We start from the raw sequence: 17,582 nt of genomic DNA on the forward strand, positions 1-17,582 counted from the left end.
ATGAGTGATATCAAATATATTTTAGGCAGCTTTGGCGATCCTGATGAAATGATGCATGGCATCGATAAACTTCAGGAAAATAACATCAGTATTTATGATGTTTATACCCCAATGCCTATACACGGAATAGAAGCCAAATTAGGAGTTAAAAGATCGAGAATTGATATCGCTGCATTTTGCTTTGGTATTACAGGTACCTGCGCAGCTTTTGCATTAATTTATTTTTGTGCAGTAATCGATTGGAAAGTAAACATAGGTGGTAAACCATCATTTGCATTGCCGGATTTTATTCCGATAATGTTCGAACTTACAGTATTATTCTGTGCTTTCGGTATGGTATTAACTTACTATGCTTCTACACACTTATTTCCAGGTAGAGCACCAAGAGTAATGGATTTACGTGCTACTGATGACCGCTTTGTTATTGCAGTAGATGCACACGAAAATGCAGCTCACACCGTAATTGATGGTTTATTAAAAGATGCCGGTGCTTTAGAAGTAAAGTATAATGAAAGGAAGTACATTAGCTATGAATAAGAATAAATTTGTTTATGCCGCGTTTTTAGCTATCGCTTTTGCAGCTACTTTTTCGGCTTGTAAAGATAAACGCAGTACTGGTTTAGAATATGCCAGAAACATGTATGATCCGATTGCTTACAATCCAGATCAGCCAAACAAAAATTTTAAAGATGGTAAAACTGCACAATTACCACCTGCAAATACAAAACCAGTAGGTTTTGAAGAATATGATAAATATCCTAATACTTTAGAAGGTTACAATGAAGCTGGTGCAAAAATGGTAAATCCATTACCAGTAGATAGTACAAACCTTGCACAAGGTAAACACTCTTTTGTAGTTTTCTGTGCGCCATGTCATGGTGAAAAAGGAGATGGACAAGGTCATTTAGTTAAAATTGAGAAATTTAACGGTGTTCCTGCTTATCAAACTGGTGCTTCATCAAGAGGTGGAAATATGGCAGATCTTACCGCTGGTAAAATTTATCATACCATTACATATGGTGTAAATAACATGGGCTCGCATGCTTCGCAAATCTCGCCAACAGATCGTTGGAAAGTGGTGATGTATGTTCAACAATTACAAAAAGGACAATAAGTAAAGCAGAATATAAATGGGAACTCACAATATTAATTTTAGTGAACAATTTGAGTTTACAGGAAAAGTTAAAACTTTAAGTATAGTTGGTATCGCTTTAGGTATCGCTGCTGTTGCTTATGGTTTCATCGCTGGTGATAAAGTTATGCACGAGCGTACTTTTGCCAACCTGTTGCTTATGGGATATTACTTTGCATGCGTTTGTATGTCTGGTATGTTTTTCCTAGCAATTCAATTTGTTGCTCAGGCAGGCTGGTCTGCTTCAATTTTACGTGTACCGCAAGCTATGGCAAAAACATTGCCTATTGCTGCTGTAATACTTGTTGTAATTATTTCTGCAGGTTTATACACACACAACTTATATCACCACTGGAATGCTGAAGGTTTAACTGACCCTAACAGTCCACACTATGACTCTATCATCGCTGGTAAATCAGTATTCTTAAACGTACCATTCTTTTTAGGGCGTCAGGTTGTGTTTTTAGGTGTTTACAGTATTTTTGCTATGCTTTTTGTTAAGCTTTCATATAATGAAGATTTAGCAGGTGGATTAAATTCGTACAGAAAGAGCTTTAAGAATGCTTGTATCTTCTTAGTGATTTACGGTTTTACAACTCCAATTTTTGCTTTCGATACCATCATGTCATTAGAGGCTCACTGGTTCTCTACCATGTTCGGTTGGTATAACTTTGCAGCAATGTGGGTAAGTAGTTTAGCAACTATTGCAATTATACTTATTCTATTAAGAAGAGCAGGTTATATGCAATGGGTTAACAATAGCCACTTACATAACTTGGGGCAATTTATTTTTGGTTTCTCTATCTTCTGGACTTATGTATGGTTCGCACAGTTCTTGTTAATTTACTATGCAAACATGCCAGAGGAAACTGTTTATTTCTACAGACGTTTTGAATATTACAAGTTTTGGTTCTTCTTAAACCTTGCAATGAATTTCTTGGCGCCAGTATTATTATTAATGGATAGAGATAATAAGAGAACAGATGTTAAGTTACTATTTGTTTCCATCATCGTATTATTAGGCCATTGGGTAGATTATTATCAAATGATTATGCCAGGTGCTGTAGAAGATGGACATAACGGTTTTGGAATTGTTGAGATTGGTACTGCTATAGGTTTTGTAGGATTGTTTACCTTTACGGTTTTAACAGCGCTTAGTAAAAAACCATTAATAGCAAAAAATCACCCTTTACTACAAGAAAGTTTGCATCATCAGCTTTAATTGATGATTTTATAAAAGCGAATATTTTAATTATTATATAGAAGTACAGCGTACTACTTTTAAGAAAATGAGTTTAAGAAAGTTAATCACGAATAAAACGACCGCAGCTCTAGCAGTATTACTTACTGTTTTTGCAAACACGAGCGTATTTGCTCAAGATGCAGCAGCAGGTGCTGCAGCGGCAACAAAAGTTGATATGGGCGAGGTTTATAAATCAGTAATATTTTATATACTGATATTCCTGGCCGTATGTTTATTCATCGCAATTATCGGTAAATCGATAAGAGTTTATGAATTAAGCCGCGAAGCACAAGGAAAGCCTGTAGGCATTAACTGGAACAGAGTACACGCAAGTTTATTTGCGTTATTCCTAGTTTTAGGTTTATATGGTGTTTATTGGGAATATACAGTTCACGGCGCAATGTTGTTGCCTGATGCAGCTTCTGTACACGGAAAACGGATCGATGAGATGTTTAACTTAACATTAATTATAACAACAATTGTTTTCGTAGTTACACACATCTTATTATTCGGTTTTTCTTATTTGTATAAATATTCTGCTAAAAGAAAAGCATACTACTATCCACACAACAATACAATTGAAAAAATCTGGACGATAGTTCCTGCTTTAGTTTTAACTGTGTTAGTGTTAATGGGCTTTTTAACATGGAGATCTATTTTCTACAAAGTAGATGATCCTAAAAATATGCCGATTCAAATTGAAGTTACCTCAGAACAGTTTAAGTGGTCTATCCGCTATCCAGGAGCTGATGGAGTTGTAGGTCATAAAAACTATAAGTTAACTACTGCTACAAATACTTTAGGTATCGATTTTAAGGATATAAAATCTCGTGATGATCAAATGGCTGATGAGATGGTTATTCCTGTAGGTAAGCCAATAAAACTTCTTTTAGCAAGTAAAGATGTTATCCACAGTTTCTATATGCCTCATTTCAGAGTGCAATTAAATACTGTACCAGGTATGCAAACTATTTTTGAGTTTACACCTACAATTACTACTGCAGAGATGCAGCAAAAAACAAACGATCCAAATTTTCACTACTTATTCTATTGTGCTAAAATTTGCGGTTCTGGTCACTATAATATGCAAAAAGTTGTACGTGTAGTTTCTGAAGAGGAATACAAAACCTGGTTAGCAGAACAGAAAACGTATTTAAACGATGATTTAAGAAAACAATTTAATTTGCCAGTTGCACCTACTGCTGTTAAAGCAGAAGCAGATTCGACAGCTACAGATTCATTAGCTGCGAATACAAACAAAATGGCCTTAAATAAATAATATACCGAAGAGCGAAAAGAATTATGTCAACAATAGCATTACACGACGAACACAATCACGATCACGCTGATCACGGGCACCATAAGGAGACGTTAATCTCGAAGTATATCTTCAGTATGGACCATAAAATGATTGCCAAGCAATATTTGATAACAGGTATTATTATGGCTGTTATTGCAATGGTATTATCAATTTTATTCCGTATTCAATTGGCTTGGCCAGATAAAAACTTTCCATTCTTAGAAACTTTTTTAGGTAAATGGGCAGAAGGTGGTCGTATCAAATCAGATTTCTATCTTGCTTTGGTTACCATTCACGGTACCATCATGGTATTCTTTGTATTAACCGCAGGCTTAAGTGGTACTTTTAGTAATTTATTAATCCCATTACAAATTGGAGCTAGAGATATGGCATCGCCGTTTCTTAATATGCTTTCATACTGGTTCTTCTTTGTTGCCTGTGTGATTATGATGGGTTCATTTTTTGTTCAAACTGGCCCTGCATCGGGCGGTTGGACCGTTTATCCGCCTTTATCGGCCATTCCAACGGCAATACCAGGTTCAGGTACAGGTATGACCATGTGGTTGATCAGTATGGTACTTTTCGTGGCATCATCTTTAATGGGTGGTATTAACTATGTTAGTACAATCTTAAATATGCGTACTAAAGGTATGGATTTATGGAAAATGCCTTTAACGATTTGGGCTTTCTTCTTAACTGCTATTTTAGGTATCTTATCATTCCCAGTATTAGTTGCTGGTGTTGTATTATTAGTATTCGATAGAAGTTTTGGAACAAGTTTCTACCTATCTGATATCGTAATGGGTACGAATATTTTACCTAATGAAGGTGGTTCTCCAATCTTATGGCAACACTTATTCTGGTTCCTAGGTCACCCTGAGGTGTACATTGTAATTATGCCAGCTTTGGGTATCTCATCAGAAGTTATTTCAGTAAATTCACGCAAACCAATTTTCGGTTACCATGCAATGGTTTATTCATTAATTGGTATTACCGTACTTTCGTTCATCGTTTGGGGTCACCATATGTTTGTAACAGGTATGAATCCATTATTGGGTGGCGTATTTATGATTACAACGCTAATTATTGCTGTACCATCGGCTGTAAAAACATTCAACTATTTAGCAACTTTATGGAGAGGTAACATCCGTTTCACTCCAGCAATGTTATTTGCCATTGGTTTAGTATCATTCTTTATTTCGGGTGGTTTAACTGGATTATTCTTAGGTAATGCATCATTAGATATTAACTTACACGATACGTATTTTGTAGTTGCCCACTTTCACTTAGTAATGGGTTCTGCTGCTATATTTGGTATGCTTGCAGGTGTTTATCACTGGTTTCCTAAAATGTTTGGAAGAATGATGAATCCTAAATTAGGTTACCTGCATTTCTGGTTAACTTTTATTGCTGCCTATCTGGTTTTCTTCCCATTACACTTCTTAGGTTTAGATGGTGTTCCACGTCGTTACTATGCATTTACAGAATTTGAATTTATGAAGAAATGGTTAACTGTTAACGTATTTGTAACTTGGGCTGCTATTTTGGCTGCTTTGGCTCAGGTAGCGTTCTTATTTAACTTCTTCTACTCAGTTTTCAAAGGAAAGGTTGCACCTCAAAATCCTTGGGAATCAAATACATTAGAATGGACTGCTCCAGTAGAACATATTCACGGAAACTGGCCAGGTGAAATTCCAACTGTTTACAGATGGCCATACGATTATAGCAAACCAGGTCATGATGAAGATTTTATTCCTCAAACGGTTCCTTTCTCTCAAACAATGAGCTCTAACTTACCTCATGACTTTGAAGGAAATACTGAAGCTGAAAAAATTCAACAAGACTGGGAAGCTGCCAATCCTGTGACACAAAATAAGGGCTAGTTAGATAGCTTTAACAAAATTTTAAAAGGGGTATCTGATTAAGTTTCTGCTTATCCGGATACCCTTTTCATCTTAATAGATATATGATCAGCAGATCGGAGCAACGTTTTATTAGAATTAACCTTATAACCATTATCGTAACGCTATTGGTTATACTTGCGGGTGGTATTGTACGTAGTACTGGCTCAGGTATGGGTTGTCCTGATTGGCCAAAATGTTTCGACCGGTATATTCCACCTACTGATATTTCTCAATTGCCAGCAAACTACAAAGAAAAGTATGTAGCAGGAAGAATTAAGAAGAATGAGAAGTTTGCCAAGTATTTAGAAAGCATGGGCAAAAAGGAATTAGCAGATAGTATTAGACACGATCAAACTATTTCGGTTCCTGAAGAATTTAATCCTGCTAAAACTTGGACTGAATATTTGAATAGATTAGCTGGTGTTTTAGCTGGAATATTTTTATTTCTTACAGCTGCTTATTCGTTTATTTATAAAAAAACAGCCAAACGAATAATTGTTTTAAGTGTATTAAATGTTTTTGTAGTTGGGTATCAAGCTTGGCTAGGTTCAATAGTGGTTTCAACTAATTTAATGCAGTGGGTTGTTACTGTTCATATGCTTTTGGCTTTAGTGATTTTGGCAATCTCTATTTACACCTACAACTACGCCAAGCAGTTGCACAAAGAGCCTTCGGTTATTATGTATCGAATAGCATGGTTAAAAGGCTTTATGTTTTTTACTTTAGCCGTTAGTATTGCTCAGATTATTTTAGGTACTGAAGTTCGAGAAGCTATTGATGTTATTGCCAAGTCGCTATTATTTAATGAACGAAATACTTGGATTTCTAAAGTAGGATCAGTTTTTAATTACCATAGAGACCTAGCCATTTTGGTTGTAATATCAAACGGTATAATTTATAAAATGGTAATTGATAGATTTAGTGGGAAAGCAGCTCCCTTATTAACGGCTAGATTTATACTATTAACATTACTAATTCAGGTATTGAGCGGGTTTATATTAGCTTATATTTCTTTACCACCATTTGCACAAGCATTGCATATATTATTTTCGACAATGCTATTTAGTTTACAGTTTTATCTGTTCCTGTTGGTTTATAGAACAAGAACTTACAAACAATAATAATAAGAAAGTTGAAACAAATTTTTTCAGATTTTTCTAAGCTCATTAAATTCAGACTCTCCTTTACGGTAGTGTTCTCTGCATCTATTTCTTTTTTAATAGGTCAGAAAATGCAGGTTGGGAGAGGGCATATTCCTGCTATTGATTGGGGAAATTGGCTGATATTGATTGCTGGTGGATTTTTGGTTACTGCAGCAGCAAATTGCTTTAATGAAATTATTGAGGTTGATTTGGATAAACTGATGAGTCGCACCAAAGACAGACCCATGCCTGCTGGAAGAATGACTACAGGACAAGGTTTGATTTTAGGCATTTTTATGGCCTTTTTAGGTACATGGCTTTTAGGACAACTAAATTTAGAAACTGGATTACTTTCAGTCTTTTCGATATTATTATATGCCTTTGCTTATACACCATTGAAAAGAAAGTCGCCAATTGCGGTATTTGTAGGAGCAATTCCAGGTGCATTACCTCCACTTATTGGCTATTTGGCAGCATTTGGAAGCTTAAAGGCTGAAATGTTTCACGAAATTGATTACTACATTGCTGGTATATTGTTTCTCATTCAGTTTGTTTGGCAGTTTCCACATTTTTGGTCAATTGCATGGGTATTGGATGATGATTACAAGAAAGCAGGTTTTAGATTGCTTCCTACAAAGAAAAGAGATAAAACAACCGCATTGGTTACCTTTGTAAGTACATTAATATTAATTCCTGTAAGTTTACTTCCTACCTTTTATGGTTTTGGTGGTTATTACATTGCAGCACTATCAATTTTAGCTGGAGCTATTTTTAGCTGGTTAGCTTTTAAATTGTTTTTGAGTAGAGAACTTGTTGATGCAAAGAAGCTGATGTTTTGTTCTTTTTTTTATATACCTGCGGTACAGTTGGTATTAATGTTTGATTTTATAGCAAAATAATTATTTATGGTTTTAACAATGGAAAATACAACAGATATATTCGACCCTAAGCCCAAGAAGTTTATTGTATGGCTTTTTGTCGTTTCATCTACCATTATGTTTGGCGGTTTTACCAGTTATTATTTGGTATTTGCAGCTTCGAAAGGTAAAGGACATGGATTAGTGCTTCCAGATGCTTTTATTTACAGTACGTTATTAATTATAGCAAGCAGTGTTACCTTAACATTAGCTTCGAGAGCATTAAGAAAGTTAAATTTTGGTTTACAGAGGAAAATGCTTTGGCTAACCATTATTTTAGCCTTCGGTTTTGGCTTTATGCAGTTTGCCGCATGGGGTAGCATGGTTAAAACTGGTGCAACTTTAGTTGGAAATAATGCTGCGATATCATTTATTTATGTAGTGCCTTTAATGCACTTATTTCATATTATTGCAGGTTTAGGCTTTATAACCAGTAGCTTAGTAGGTAGCTACAAGAATATTTCTTTAGCTAGAAATAAGTTCCGTATGGAAATTACTTCTATTTTTTGGCATTTTGTAGATATATTATGGATATATCTGTATGTTTTTTTACTTTTGAACCGTTAAATTTGTTAACAAACTATTATACTTTTTCCCAATGAATTCAGTATCACAATTAGATCAAGTTAAAACCGGACCTTGGAGTGGCGGTCGTTCTCCGTGGTCGGTAGAATATGGTAAAATCATGATGTGGTTTTTCCTCTTATCAGATGCTTTTACATTTTCATCTTTATTGATTTACTACGGCGCTCAGCGTTTTTCTAAATTAACCTGGCCTGATCCTGATTTGGTTTTCCAATCAATTCCAGGTGTAATGGATAGTGGTGCACCGTTAGTTTTTGTAGGTATCATGACCTTTATCCTGATTTTAAGTTCTGTAACTATGGTAATGGCTGTAGAGGCTGGTCACCGTCGTGCAAAGAAAGAAGTTATTTGGTGGATGGTAGCAACTATCATAGGTGGTTTTATGTTCTTAGGCTGTCAGGCATTAGAATGGACTCACTTATTCCACGAAGGTTTTGGATGGGGAGAAATTCCTACTACGGAAAAGTTACATCATTTATTTAACGGAGATGTTTCTTTAGTAGCTGCTCAGCAGTTTTCTAACTTATTCTTCACCATTACAGGTTTTCACGGTTTCCACGTATTTAGTGGTGTAATGATTAATATCATTATTCTAGTCATGACGATTAATGGTACGTTCGAAAAAAGAGGTCATTATTTGATGGTTGAAAAAGTTGGTTTATATTGGCACTTCGTAGATTTAGTATGGGTGTTTGTATTTACATTCTTCTATTTGGTTTAATTTTAATTTTTAAAAATATTTAACATGTCAGAACATCCAAATACAGCAGAAGGTCACGAGCACGATGATCATGGTGGAATGAATAAGGCTAAAATCTGGAAAGTTGCAGGTATTTTATCTTTAATCACTGGTATTGAGTTTATTATCGCACTTTGGGCAATTCCAGGTGGACATATCCCTCAACACATAGGTAACTATATTTATATCGCTTTAACGTTAGTAAAAGCATTTTATATTGTAGCTTACTTTATGCACTTAAAATTTGAAAAGCTAGGTTTGCAACTTGCATTAACGGTAACATTTATTTTTATTATTTACTTTTTAGTTTTAATGCTAATAGAAGGTGGTTTTATATTCCATCATTCTCCTAATTTTTAATGAGACCTATTTCAATAAAAAAAACTTTAATCCTGGTAAGCATATTAGCTATACCAGGATTTTTGTTTTTCTACCTATTGCCCAAATTTGCTAAAAACAGGTACAAGAGCCTTCCAATTTATGGCGAAAAGATTGTTGCCAAAACTTTTCATTCGGTAAAAGGGAAACAAATTCCTGATACCATTTACCATACAGTTCCAGATTTTAGTTTAGTTAACCAGGAAAATGAGACTATTAATTGGACGTCATTAAAAGGGAAAATTGTTATTCTAAATCTTTTTTATAGAGAGAGCTCGTTAAAAGATGTAAATAAAAATGTTAAAAGCATTGCTGACGGATACCAGAAAAATCCATTAATTAGGTTTTTAAGCCTGTCGGTAAATCCTAAAGATAACCCGTCTAACTTAAAAGATTTAGTTTCTTCTTTAGAAGCAAAGTCAGGTAAATGGGATATTTTAAGTGGAGATACTTTGCTAACCTATCCATTTATTCGCCATGGATTGCTACTAGATATGATATATCATGAAGAAGCAGGGGAGACTAAATTTATTTATGGTAATAAAATTATCCTTTTAGATAATCAGCATAGAATTAGAGGTTACTATGAGCCAACTAATCCTGATGCTTTAGCAAAACTAGACGACGAAATCAAAGTTCTTGTTGCAGAAGACCTGCGGAATTTAAAAGATGGTAGATAAAACCAAACCAACAAAATTATTAATATCAAATCCCTGAAGTTTATTAATCTGATGGAAAAAAGCTCAATAGAAAAAAAATATAATAAGTGGATCATTGTATTATCAATTGTTATACCTGTAGCAGTTGCTGCTCTCTTCGTAGTTAAACTAAAAGATTTAGGTTTTGATGTGAGTCCACTTCCATTTTTACCACCAATTTATGCAGGTATTAATGGTGTAACAGCTGTATTATTAGTGGTTGCGGTTTGGGCGATCAAAAACGGAAAGATACAGTTACATCAAAATTTAATGAAAACAGCAATAGGCTGTTCTTTACTGTTTTTAGTGATGTACATCGCCTATCATATGACAACGCCTTCAACAAAATTTGGTGGAGAGGGAGCTATAAAATATGTTTACTTTTTCATTTTATTAACACATATACTTTTATCAATTGCAATAATACCGCTGGTTTTGGTAACTTATGTAAGGGCGTTAGCAGAAAGATTTGATCGGCACAGAAAAATAGCCAGAATTACTTTTCCATTATGGCTTTATGTAGCCGTGACAGGAGTTGTAGTTTATCTGATGATATCGCCGTATTATCAGTATTAATCACTATAAGACAATAATAAGTTCAACTTTATAGTTGGACTTTTTTTATGACACAATTTTTAAGTCCATCAAAGCGTTTATCTGTATATTTGTGGTGATGAAGAAAAAAGCAATTTTTATCTTATTAGTATTCGCATTAATCTTTTCAATTTCTCCAAAAGTTAATGCACAGTGTGCTATGTGCACAATTAATGCCGAACAAGGTGTTAAAAATGGTAATACTCAAGCTGCTGGATTAAACACTGGCGTTTTGTATTTACTGGCTATTCCTTATTTGCTTGCAACTGTTGTAGGTATAATCTGGTATAAAAAATATCGTAAGAAAAATGTTCATTTGAATATGAAATCAGATTCTATTAATATGAATTAGAATTATGTCTGAAAAAACTTCCAAACTGTATGCAATAGTTCATGCAAAATGTGCGCATTGCAGAAGAGGGAATATTTTTACAGGTAGTATGTACGGTTTCAATATTCAACACACCAAAGAAATTTGTAGTCACTGTGGTCAGCGAATAGAAATAGAACCTGGCTATTTTTATGCGGCTATGTATGTAAGTTACGCAATGAACGTTATCGAAATGCTTATCGTTAGTTTCATTACTTATTTATGTGTGGGCCCATTAGAAGATAATACGTTCTGGACTTATTTAATTGCAATTTTTTCTGGATGCTTTATTCTTTACCCATTCAATTATAGATATTCCAGAATGATTTTGCTCCATGTTTTATCGCCCAATATAAAGTATAAACCATATTACGATAATCCATAGTTTCGATTAAGCTAGAAGCTATATATTAAAAGAACACAGAATTACATGTTAAAGAAAGATACGCTCAGTTTTATTAAAGACGTTGCTGAAAATAACAATAGAGAGTGGTTTGCCGAAAACAAGCACAGATACGAAGAATCGAAAGCTAACGTTTTGGAGTTAGTTGCCTCAATTATTCCAGAACTTTCTAAAATAGATCCACTTATTTCTCCCGATTTAGACCCAAAGAAATGTTTATTGCGGATTTACCGCGATGTTCGTTTTAGTAAGAACAAGGATCCATACAAGAATAATTTTGGGATGTGGTTTTCATCTAAAAGTAAAGGTGGAAATGAGCCAGGTTATTATTTACACATTCAGCCAGGCTTAAGCTTTATTGCGGGAGGATACTGGATGCCAGATGCGGCACATTTAAAACTTATCCGCCAGGAAATAGATTATAATATTGGCGATTTTAAAGACATAATTAATAACAAAAATTTTAAGACTCAGTTTAAATTCGGAGGAGGAGCAGCATTAAAAAATGCACCAAAAGGTTACGATCCAGCCGACCCAAATATTGAATATTTGAAACTGAAAAGCTTTGAGGCTTCGATGAATTTGAACGATGAAGAGTTTTTAAAACCCGATATCGTTAATAAGTTAGTAAGTTCTTTTAGTACAGTAAGCCCATTAGTTGCATTTTTACGAAATGCCATTGAGCAATAATTTTTAATTTAACTGATCAGATTTAATAAGTTAAATTTTGATATAACCTTTAAACATAAAATGAAAAATATCTTTTTAGCCTTCGCGATTTCCCTTTTTGTAACCTCATTCACTTCTTGTGTAGTTCTTTCTCCTAAAAAATATAAAGCTTTATTGGGCACTAAAGATTCTTTGTATACTGCATTTAATGAAGGCTTAATTAAAATCGAAAATCTGGAAGACGAAGTTAAAAAACTAAAAAAAGATACAACCTTAATGGGCGAGGATCTTAGAGATTTACAAAGTCGTTTTAGTGATGTAAATTCTAGTTACAATAAACTTAAAAACAATAGTTCTACTGAAATCTCTAAATTATCTGGCGATTTAGCTGCTCGTGAAAAGCGCTTGAAGGAAGTGGAAGAAGTGCTTCGTAAGCGTGATGAAGCTACAAATCAGTTAAAAGAAAAATTACAGCAAGCCTTGTTAGGTTTTACTAAAAGTGGTTTAACGGTTGAAATCAAGAATGGTAAAGTTTATGTTTCACTTATGGATAAGCTTTTGTTTCCATCTGGCAGTATAATTATAGATGAAAATGGTAAGAAAGCATTAGCGCAATTGGCTAAGGTTTTAAAAGAGCAGCCAGAAATTAATATCGCTGTGGAAGGCCATACAGATAATCAAAAGGTTAATAATTTAGGTCAAATAAAAGATAACTGGGATTTAAGCGTTTTGCGTTCTACTTCTGTTGTACGTTATTTAACCGAAATTGAGAAAGTAGAGAGTGTTAGAATGACCGCAACAGGCAAAGGCGAGTATCAACCTTTAGGCCCAAATACTGGTACTGATGGAAGAAGTAAAAACAGAAGAATTGAAATTGTACTTTCACCAAAATTAGATGAGTTGTATAATTTAATAAAGTAAAATATTTAAGTGATAACAAAGCCTTGCGAAGAAATTTGCAGGGCTTTATTGTTTTCTGAAAATAAAATCCTACTAAACTTTACCAGGTTAATTCTATGTATTAACTTAAATCTTTGTAATTTTCGCTTATCAATTCCTTTCATGAAAGTAAACGTATATCCAGGCTTAATTTTTCGAACACCTAAGTTTTCATATCAATCTGAGCTTAAGGATTGTTGGGAAGAGCTTAAAGCAGCAATCGCTATATCATCAGATGCTTTTTATCAAACTATTAAAGATGTAAAAGCTGATGATTTGAACTTGTTGCCGCCAAAAATATTTTTTACGATATGGAAGTACTATAACAGAGCTAAGTTTCGCTCTACGCCTTACGGTACATTTGCAGGTTTTAGCATTCTGGATGATGGGATAGGTAATTCGCAAACTGAAATTAAAGTTGCAGAGAAGCAAATTGTTCATCAATTTGTAGATTGGCCATATAAAAATAAGCTAGAATTTTCGCTTTCAGAATTGCTTAAAAACAACTGCTTACTTTTTGCAAACAGCAGTTATTATTTCACTACAACAAGCATAAGATATATTGCTTGCACCGATGGTTTGTTCGAACTCGCAGAAATCGATCAGAATGATTTTGTTCTTCAAATTCTCAGGGGTTGCTCGGAGCCCATTACCGTTAATTCTTTACTAGAAAAACTGAATATTTCTGAGGATGGAAAAGAAGATGTTTTTTCTCTACTGGAAGATATGTTGTCTTTACAGCTTTTATTAAGCGACCACGATCCAAATATTATTGGAGAAGATTATTTTAAACGACTTAATATACAACCTTCGGCAGAAACTAATGAATATTTAATTGCTGAAAGAACTGTTATTTCTGGGGGTGTTGATGAAAAACTGCTTCAATCTGTTCCAGGTTTAATTAACTTGATGCAGCATATTTTACCTATTGATGGGCGAGATGCGTTAAAAGATTTTATAAATAAGTTTAGAAAGAAATTTGAACAAAACGAAATTCCATTATCAATGGCTTTAGATCCTGAAATGGGAATTGGTTATGATGAGCTGGAACAGGCTGGACAAGGTGATGATTTTATAGCCCAGTTTCATGGTAAGCAGAATAAAAAGGTAGAAAACGGGAATGAAAAGTTAAAAGAGAATTTTAAAAATATTGTAAACAAAGGTGCTTTCCTTTCTAAAGATGAAATTCGTTTGGATAAATTGGGTATCCAATTATCAGATCAGCCTGTAATTATACCAAATTCATTCAGTATGTTAATGTCTATTGCTGATGATTTGGTATGTGTAGATCAAACAGGTGGAAGCACGGCGAATGCATTAAGCGGTCGTTTTACAATGGCAAGCAATAATGTTTACACACATTGTAAAAGTATTTCGAAAATTGAGCAAGAAGCAAATCCCGATATTTTATTTTTTGATGTGGCCTACATGGTCGAAACCAACGTGGATAATATAAACAGGCGAAAACTAATTTATAACAATCAATTATCAATACTAAATTTCGATACTTCGGATGAGCCGCTTACATTAGATGATATTATGCTTTCTGTTCAGGGAGCTGAAGTTATACTTCGTTCAAAAAAATTAAATAAAAGAATTGTGCCGAGAATGGCATCAGCTTATAATTATTCTCGTTCCGATTTATCTGTATTTAGATTGTTATGCGATTTACAACATCAAAATATTCAAACAAATCTTTCTCTTTTTATCGAAACACTATATCCTGAGTTACCATATTATCCAAGAATTCAATACCAAAATATTGTTTTATCTCAACGTAAATGGCAAATACGTAAAGAGGAAATTATTTCCTTAAGTGTTGAAGATTGTAAAGAATATCTAAAAAAACTTGGCTTGGGTAAGTATTTTAAGGTAGGTCTTTCCGATCAAACGTTATGTTTTGAAACAGATAGTAATTCAGATTTAACGGCGTTTCTGCTATATATGCAAAAACAAAGTACAGTCTATTTGGAAGAAGTTATAATTCCTGAAAAAAGTGCTGTTGTAGATGAAGAGGGAAAACCATATTTAGCTCAATTCATATTAAATTTATATCATAATGAAAAGATTTATAATGGATTTAATAAGCTAGTTAAAGATGAAACTGTAGTAAAACAAAGCTTTTTGCCTGGTAGTGAATGGCTATATTTTGAGATTTACTGCCACCAGCAGCGTTCGGATGCAATACTCGCAGGTCCAATTGCTCATTTTTTAAGTGAGCATAATAACCAAATTAAATCATGGTTCTTTATTCGGTATAACGAAAATGGTTATCATTTAAGGTTTAGAGTATTGTTAAATGATAAAAAAGACGGACAACTTCTTACCGAAGCTTTCTCTACCTATCTGGAGCAAGATATCGCAACTGGGTTAGTATCTGATTTGCAATTAAGAACTTACAAACGCGAAACTCAACGCTACGGAAATAGTTTAATTGAGGAAGTTGAAAAGCATTTTTCGAAAGATAGTGAATATGTTTTATCTCTCTTTGAAACTTATGCAGACACAAATAGTAAATATAAATTTTGTGCAGATCTAATTGAAAAAATACAAACAAACGGATTATTCAATAATAAAATTTTTGCTGAGGTAATCAGAATGATGTCTGATTCGTTTAATATGGAACATAACCTGGAAGCAACCGATTTTAAAAAGATAAATGCACAGTATCAGCTTTATAAAAAAGCCGAATATGCAGAATTAAATGTTGAGCAAAAACATGCATTTGATTTGTTCGCTAAATCATTTATAAACATTCTGCAGGTTTGCAATCCATCAAAAAGGGTACAGCTTTTAACCGATTTGTTTCACATGCACGTTAATCGTTTGTTTAATAAAGATCAACGTACACATGAAATGGTTGTATATTATTTTCTTTTAAAGGACGTGCAACGGAGAAACGCAATGATGAAATAAGGAATGTCTATTCAAGATTCTAATTTAAACCAGCCATTGGGTTGTCTATATCAACTTTTATTTCTGTAAAGTATCTGTTAAGCGGGTCTTTATAGAATTTAAATGAGTATTTATCTTTATAGAAGTTATTTAAGCGTTTATCAATGTTTTCGATACCAACATGATGGCTTTCCGATTCCTTCTTTTTGACCTCATTAATCATATTGATGGTGGTTATATTCAAACTACTTTTATCGTAATTAATTTGTACCACTGATGGCTGACTAGAATGTGCAATATTACCATGTTTGAACATGTTTTCTACCAATGTAAGTAATATTAATGGAGGAAAGCGGAGGCCAAACAAGTCGCCAGTTACCTCTAAATCAAAGTTAATGGTATTAGCCGTACGAAGTTTGTGTAAGTTGATCAAATGCTCTATTTGCTCTACTTCCTCGCTTAACGGAACTAATTCTGATGCTTCAGGCCGTTTCAAAGCATAACGCATCATTTCTGATAAGTTCATGATTGCATCTGCAGCTAAAGGAGCTTTCTTTCTTGCATCATTATAAATAAAATTTAAGGTATTAAACAAGAAGTGCGGGTTGATTTGGCTACGTAAAAAATTGTTCTGAGATTGAACCAAATCGTTTTCTAAAGCCTGTTTTTCAATCGTATTTACAAGGTTTTGCTTTTCAAGCTTTTGTACTCTTTTTCTTTCCTTTAAAGAGTTTAAAAGAAATACATATCCTGTACTAAAACCAATGAAATAAAGCGACCTCCATACAGATCTCATTATATAAAGTTCATTGAAGACTAATTTTTCTTTGAATTTGGTTGCAAGAACCGTTGATGTAATGAGGTATTCACTTGGGAATGCAATGGCCATGTAAGCGATTAATTCCAATAGAACAAAAGGAATAATAAACCAGTATTTTGCTCTAAAATTACTCTGAAGAATTTTGTTTATTCCAAATGCATGGAAGTAAAACAAAGAAATATTCATAACATAATGGAGTAAGTAAAATTCTATGTATCCCCATCTTCCGCCAGATGCAATTCCAGTAATAAAAACATCGTAAAGAATAAAAAAAGCCCAGGCTTTAACATGTATATGGTTTTTATTATACCAGTCTTTTATTTTTTGAAAGTTCATTTAAATGGGTTTTATCTACTAAAATATGGAGTTTATCTCCTAAAACAGTGGGTTTGTGTAAAAATTTCGGAGTCGCTTCGATTTCGCCGCACCTTTACAACAGTTAATCAAAACAACAATAATTTAAAATAATCTATATATAATATGAAAGCGCAACACACAACAAAATTAAAAAAGAACACAGCATTTGTTTACAAAAATGTAAAAGGTCAGAACAACTTTAGTACTGATCCAACTGCAAACTCTGTTTTAATCACTCAATCTTCAATGTCAAACATCTTCAACAAATAATAACTGCTACCATGAAAACTCAAAATAACATCAAATTAAAAAAGAACACTGCATTTGTTTACAAAAATGTAAAAGGTCAAAACAACTTTAGTACTGATCCGACTGCAAATTCTGTTTTAATCACTCAATCTTCAATGTCAAACATCTTCAACAAATAATAACTGCTACCATGAAAACTCAAAATAACATCAAATTAAAAAAGAACACTGCATTTGTTTACAAAAATG

General features: G+C 33.7%; 20 protein-coding genes. 19 read left to right on the top strand and 1 reads right to left on the bottom strand.

The window, feature by feature from the left end:
* The 17 genes from ABD692_RS05405 (at position 1) to ABD692_RS05485 (ending at position 15,929) form a co-directional block, all read left to right on the top strand.
* A complete protein-coding gene (locus tag ABD692_RS05405; RefSeq protein ID WP_316761788.1) occupies positions 1-537 on the top strand; it encodes a DUF3341 domain-containing protein in 537 nt (178 codons plus the stop codon).
* A complete protein-coding gene (locus ABD692_RS05410; RefSeq protein WP_316761785.1) occupies positions 509-1,114 on the top strand; it encodes a c-type cytochrome in 606 nt (201 codons plus the stop codon). The genes ABD692_RS05405 and ABD692_RS05410 overlap by 29 nt, the downstream gene beginning before the upstream one ends.
* A 16-nt stretch (positions 1,115-1,130) precedes the next feature.
* The gene (locus ABD692_RS05415; RefSeq protein WP_316761783.1) at positions 1,131-2,354 is read left to right on the top strand and encodes a quinol:cytochrome C oxidoreductase; all 1,224 of its coding nucleotides are present in this window, start codon (positions 1,131-1,133) and stop codon (positions 2,352-2,354) included.
* A 67-nt stretch (positions 2,355-2,421) separates the two neighbouring features.
* The gene (locus ABD692_RS05420; RefSeq protein ID WP_344765646.1) at positions 2,422-3,654 is read left to right on the top strand and encodes a cytochrome c oxidase subunit II; all 1,233 of its coding nucleotides are present in this window, start codon (positions 2,422-2,424) and stop codon (positions 3,652-3,654) included.
* A gap of 23 nt (positions 3,655-3,677) precedes the next feature.
* The gene (locus ABD692_RS05425) at positions 3,678-5,558 is read left to right on the top strand and encodes a cytochrome c oxidase subunit I (protein WP_316761775.1); all 1,881 of its coding nucleotides are present in this window, start codon (positions 3,678-3,680) and stop codon (positions 5,556-5,558) included.
* Positions 5,559-5,641: 83 nt separating this feature from the next.
* Positions 5,642-6,700: a COX15/CtaA family protein gene (locus ABD692_RS05430; protein ID WP_344765650.1), complete on the top strand. Its 1,059-nt coding sequence runs from the start codon at positions 5,642-5,644 to the stop codon at positions 6,698-6,700.
* 11 nt (positions 6,701-6,711) lie between these two features.
* On the top strand, positions 6,712-7,620 hold the full coding sequence (cyoE, locus tag ABD692_RS05435) for a heme o synthase (RefSeq protein WP_316761768.1): 909 nt from the start codon (positions 6,712-6,714) through the stop codon (positions 7,618-7,620).
* Positions 7,621-7,638: 18 nt separating this feature from the next.
* A complete protein-coding gene (locus ABD692_RS05440; protein ID WP_344765653.1) occupies positions 7,639-8,205 on the top strand; it encodes a cytochrome c oxidase subunit 3 in 567 nt (188 codons plus the stop codon).
* A 31-nt stretch (positions 8,206-8,236) separates the two neighbouring features.
* On the top strand, positions 8,237-8,944 hold the full coding sequence (locus tag ABD692_RS05445) for a cytochrome c oxidase subunit 3 (RefSeq protein ID WP_344765655.1): 708 nt from the start codon (positions 8,237-8,239) through the stop codon (positions 8,942-8,944).
* A gap of 24 nt (positions 8,945-8,968) precedes the next feature.
* Complete coding sequence (locus tag ABD692_RS05450) at positions 8,969-9,322, top strand: cytochrome C oxidase subunit IV family protein (protein WP_316761760.1); 354 nt, start codon at positions 8,969-8,971, stop codon at positions 9,320-9,322.
* Positions 9,322-10,020 (top strand): SCO family protein, encoded by a 699-nt coding sequence (locus ABD692_RS05455; RefSeq protein ID WP_344765657.1) that lies wholly within the window; start codon positions 9,322-9,324, stop codon positions 10,018-10,020. Before ABD692_RS05450 ends, ABD692_RS05455 begins: the two co-directional genes overlap by 1 nt.
* 51 nt (positions 10,021-10,071) lie before the next feature.
* The gene (locus tag ABD692_RS05460; protein WP_344765659.1) at positions 10,072-10,614 is read left to right on the top strand and encodes a DUF420 domain-containing protein; all 543 of its coding nucleotides are present in this window, start codon (positions 10,072-10,074) and stop codon (positions 10,612-10,614) included.
* 97 nt (positions 10,615-10,711) lie between these two features.
* Positions 10,712-10,984, top strand: a complete 273-nt coding sequence (locus ABD692_RS05465) for a hypothetical protein (RefSeq protein WP_344765661.1) — start codon at positions 10,712-10,714, stop codon at positions 10,982-10,984.
* A 4-nt stretch (positions 10,985-10,988) separates the two neighbouring features.
* The gene (locus tag ABD692_RS05470; protein WP_316761750.1) at positions 10,989-11,387 is read left to right on the top strand and encodes a DUF983 domain-containing protein; all 399 of its coding nucleotides are present in this window, start codon (positions 10,989-10,991) and stop codon (positions 11,385-11,387) included.
* Between the two features lie 45 nt (positions 11,388-11,432).
* Positions 11,433-12,095: a DUF2461 domain-containing protein gene (locus tag ABD692_RS05475; RefSeq protein ID WP_344765663.1), complete on the top strand. Its 663-nt coding sequence runs from the start codon at positions 11,433-11,435 to the stop codon at positions 12,093-12,095.
* Between the two features lie 60 nt (positions 12,096-12,155).
* Positions 12,156-12,995: an OmpA/MotB family protein gene (locus ABD692_RS05480; RefSeq protein WP_344765665.1), complete on the top strand. Its 840-nt coding sequence runs from the start codon at positions 12,156-12,158 to the stop codon at positions 12,993-12,995.
* A 141-nt stretch (positions 12,996-13,136) separates the two neighbouring features.
* Complete coding sequence (locus tag ABD692_RS05485) at positions 13,137-15,929, top strand: lantibiotic dehydratase (RefSeq protein ID WP_344765667.1); 2,793 nt, start codon at positions 13,137-13,139, stop codon at positions 15,927-15,929.
* A gap of 19 nt (positions 15,930-15,948) precedes the next feature.
* On the opposite strand, the gene ABD692_RS05490 is transcribed toward ABD692_RS05485, so the two are convergent.
* The gene (locus ABD692_RS05490; RefSeq protein WP_344765669.1) at positions 15,949-17,064 is read right to left on the bottom strand and encodes a sensor histidine kinase; all 1,116 of its coding nucleotides are present in this window, start codon (positions 17,062-17,064) and stop codon (positions 15,949-15,951) included.
* Between the two features lie 144 nt (positions 17,065-17,208).
* On the opposite strand from ABD692_RS05490, the gene ABD692_RS05495 reads away from it, so the two are divergent.
* Complete coding sequence (locus ABD692_RS05495) at positions 17,209-17,355, top strand: hypothetical protein (RefSeq protein WP_344765671.1); 147 nt, start codon at positions 17,209-17,211, stop codon at positions 17,353-17,355.
* Between the two features lie 11 nt (positions 17,356-17,366).
* Complete coding sequence (locus tag ABD692_RS05500; protein ID WP_344765673.1) at positions 17,367-17,513, top strand: hypothetical protein; 147 nt, start codon at positions 17,367-17,369, stop codon at positions 17,511-17,513.
* The last annotated feature ends 69 nt before the right edge of the window (positions 17,514-17,582 follow it).

It is taken from the genome of Pedobacter ginsengiterrae, assembly GCF_039537385.1.
Lineage (GTDB): Bacteria > Bacteroidota > Bacteroidia > Sphingobacteriales > Sphingobacteriaceae > Pedobacter > Pedobacter ginsengiterrae.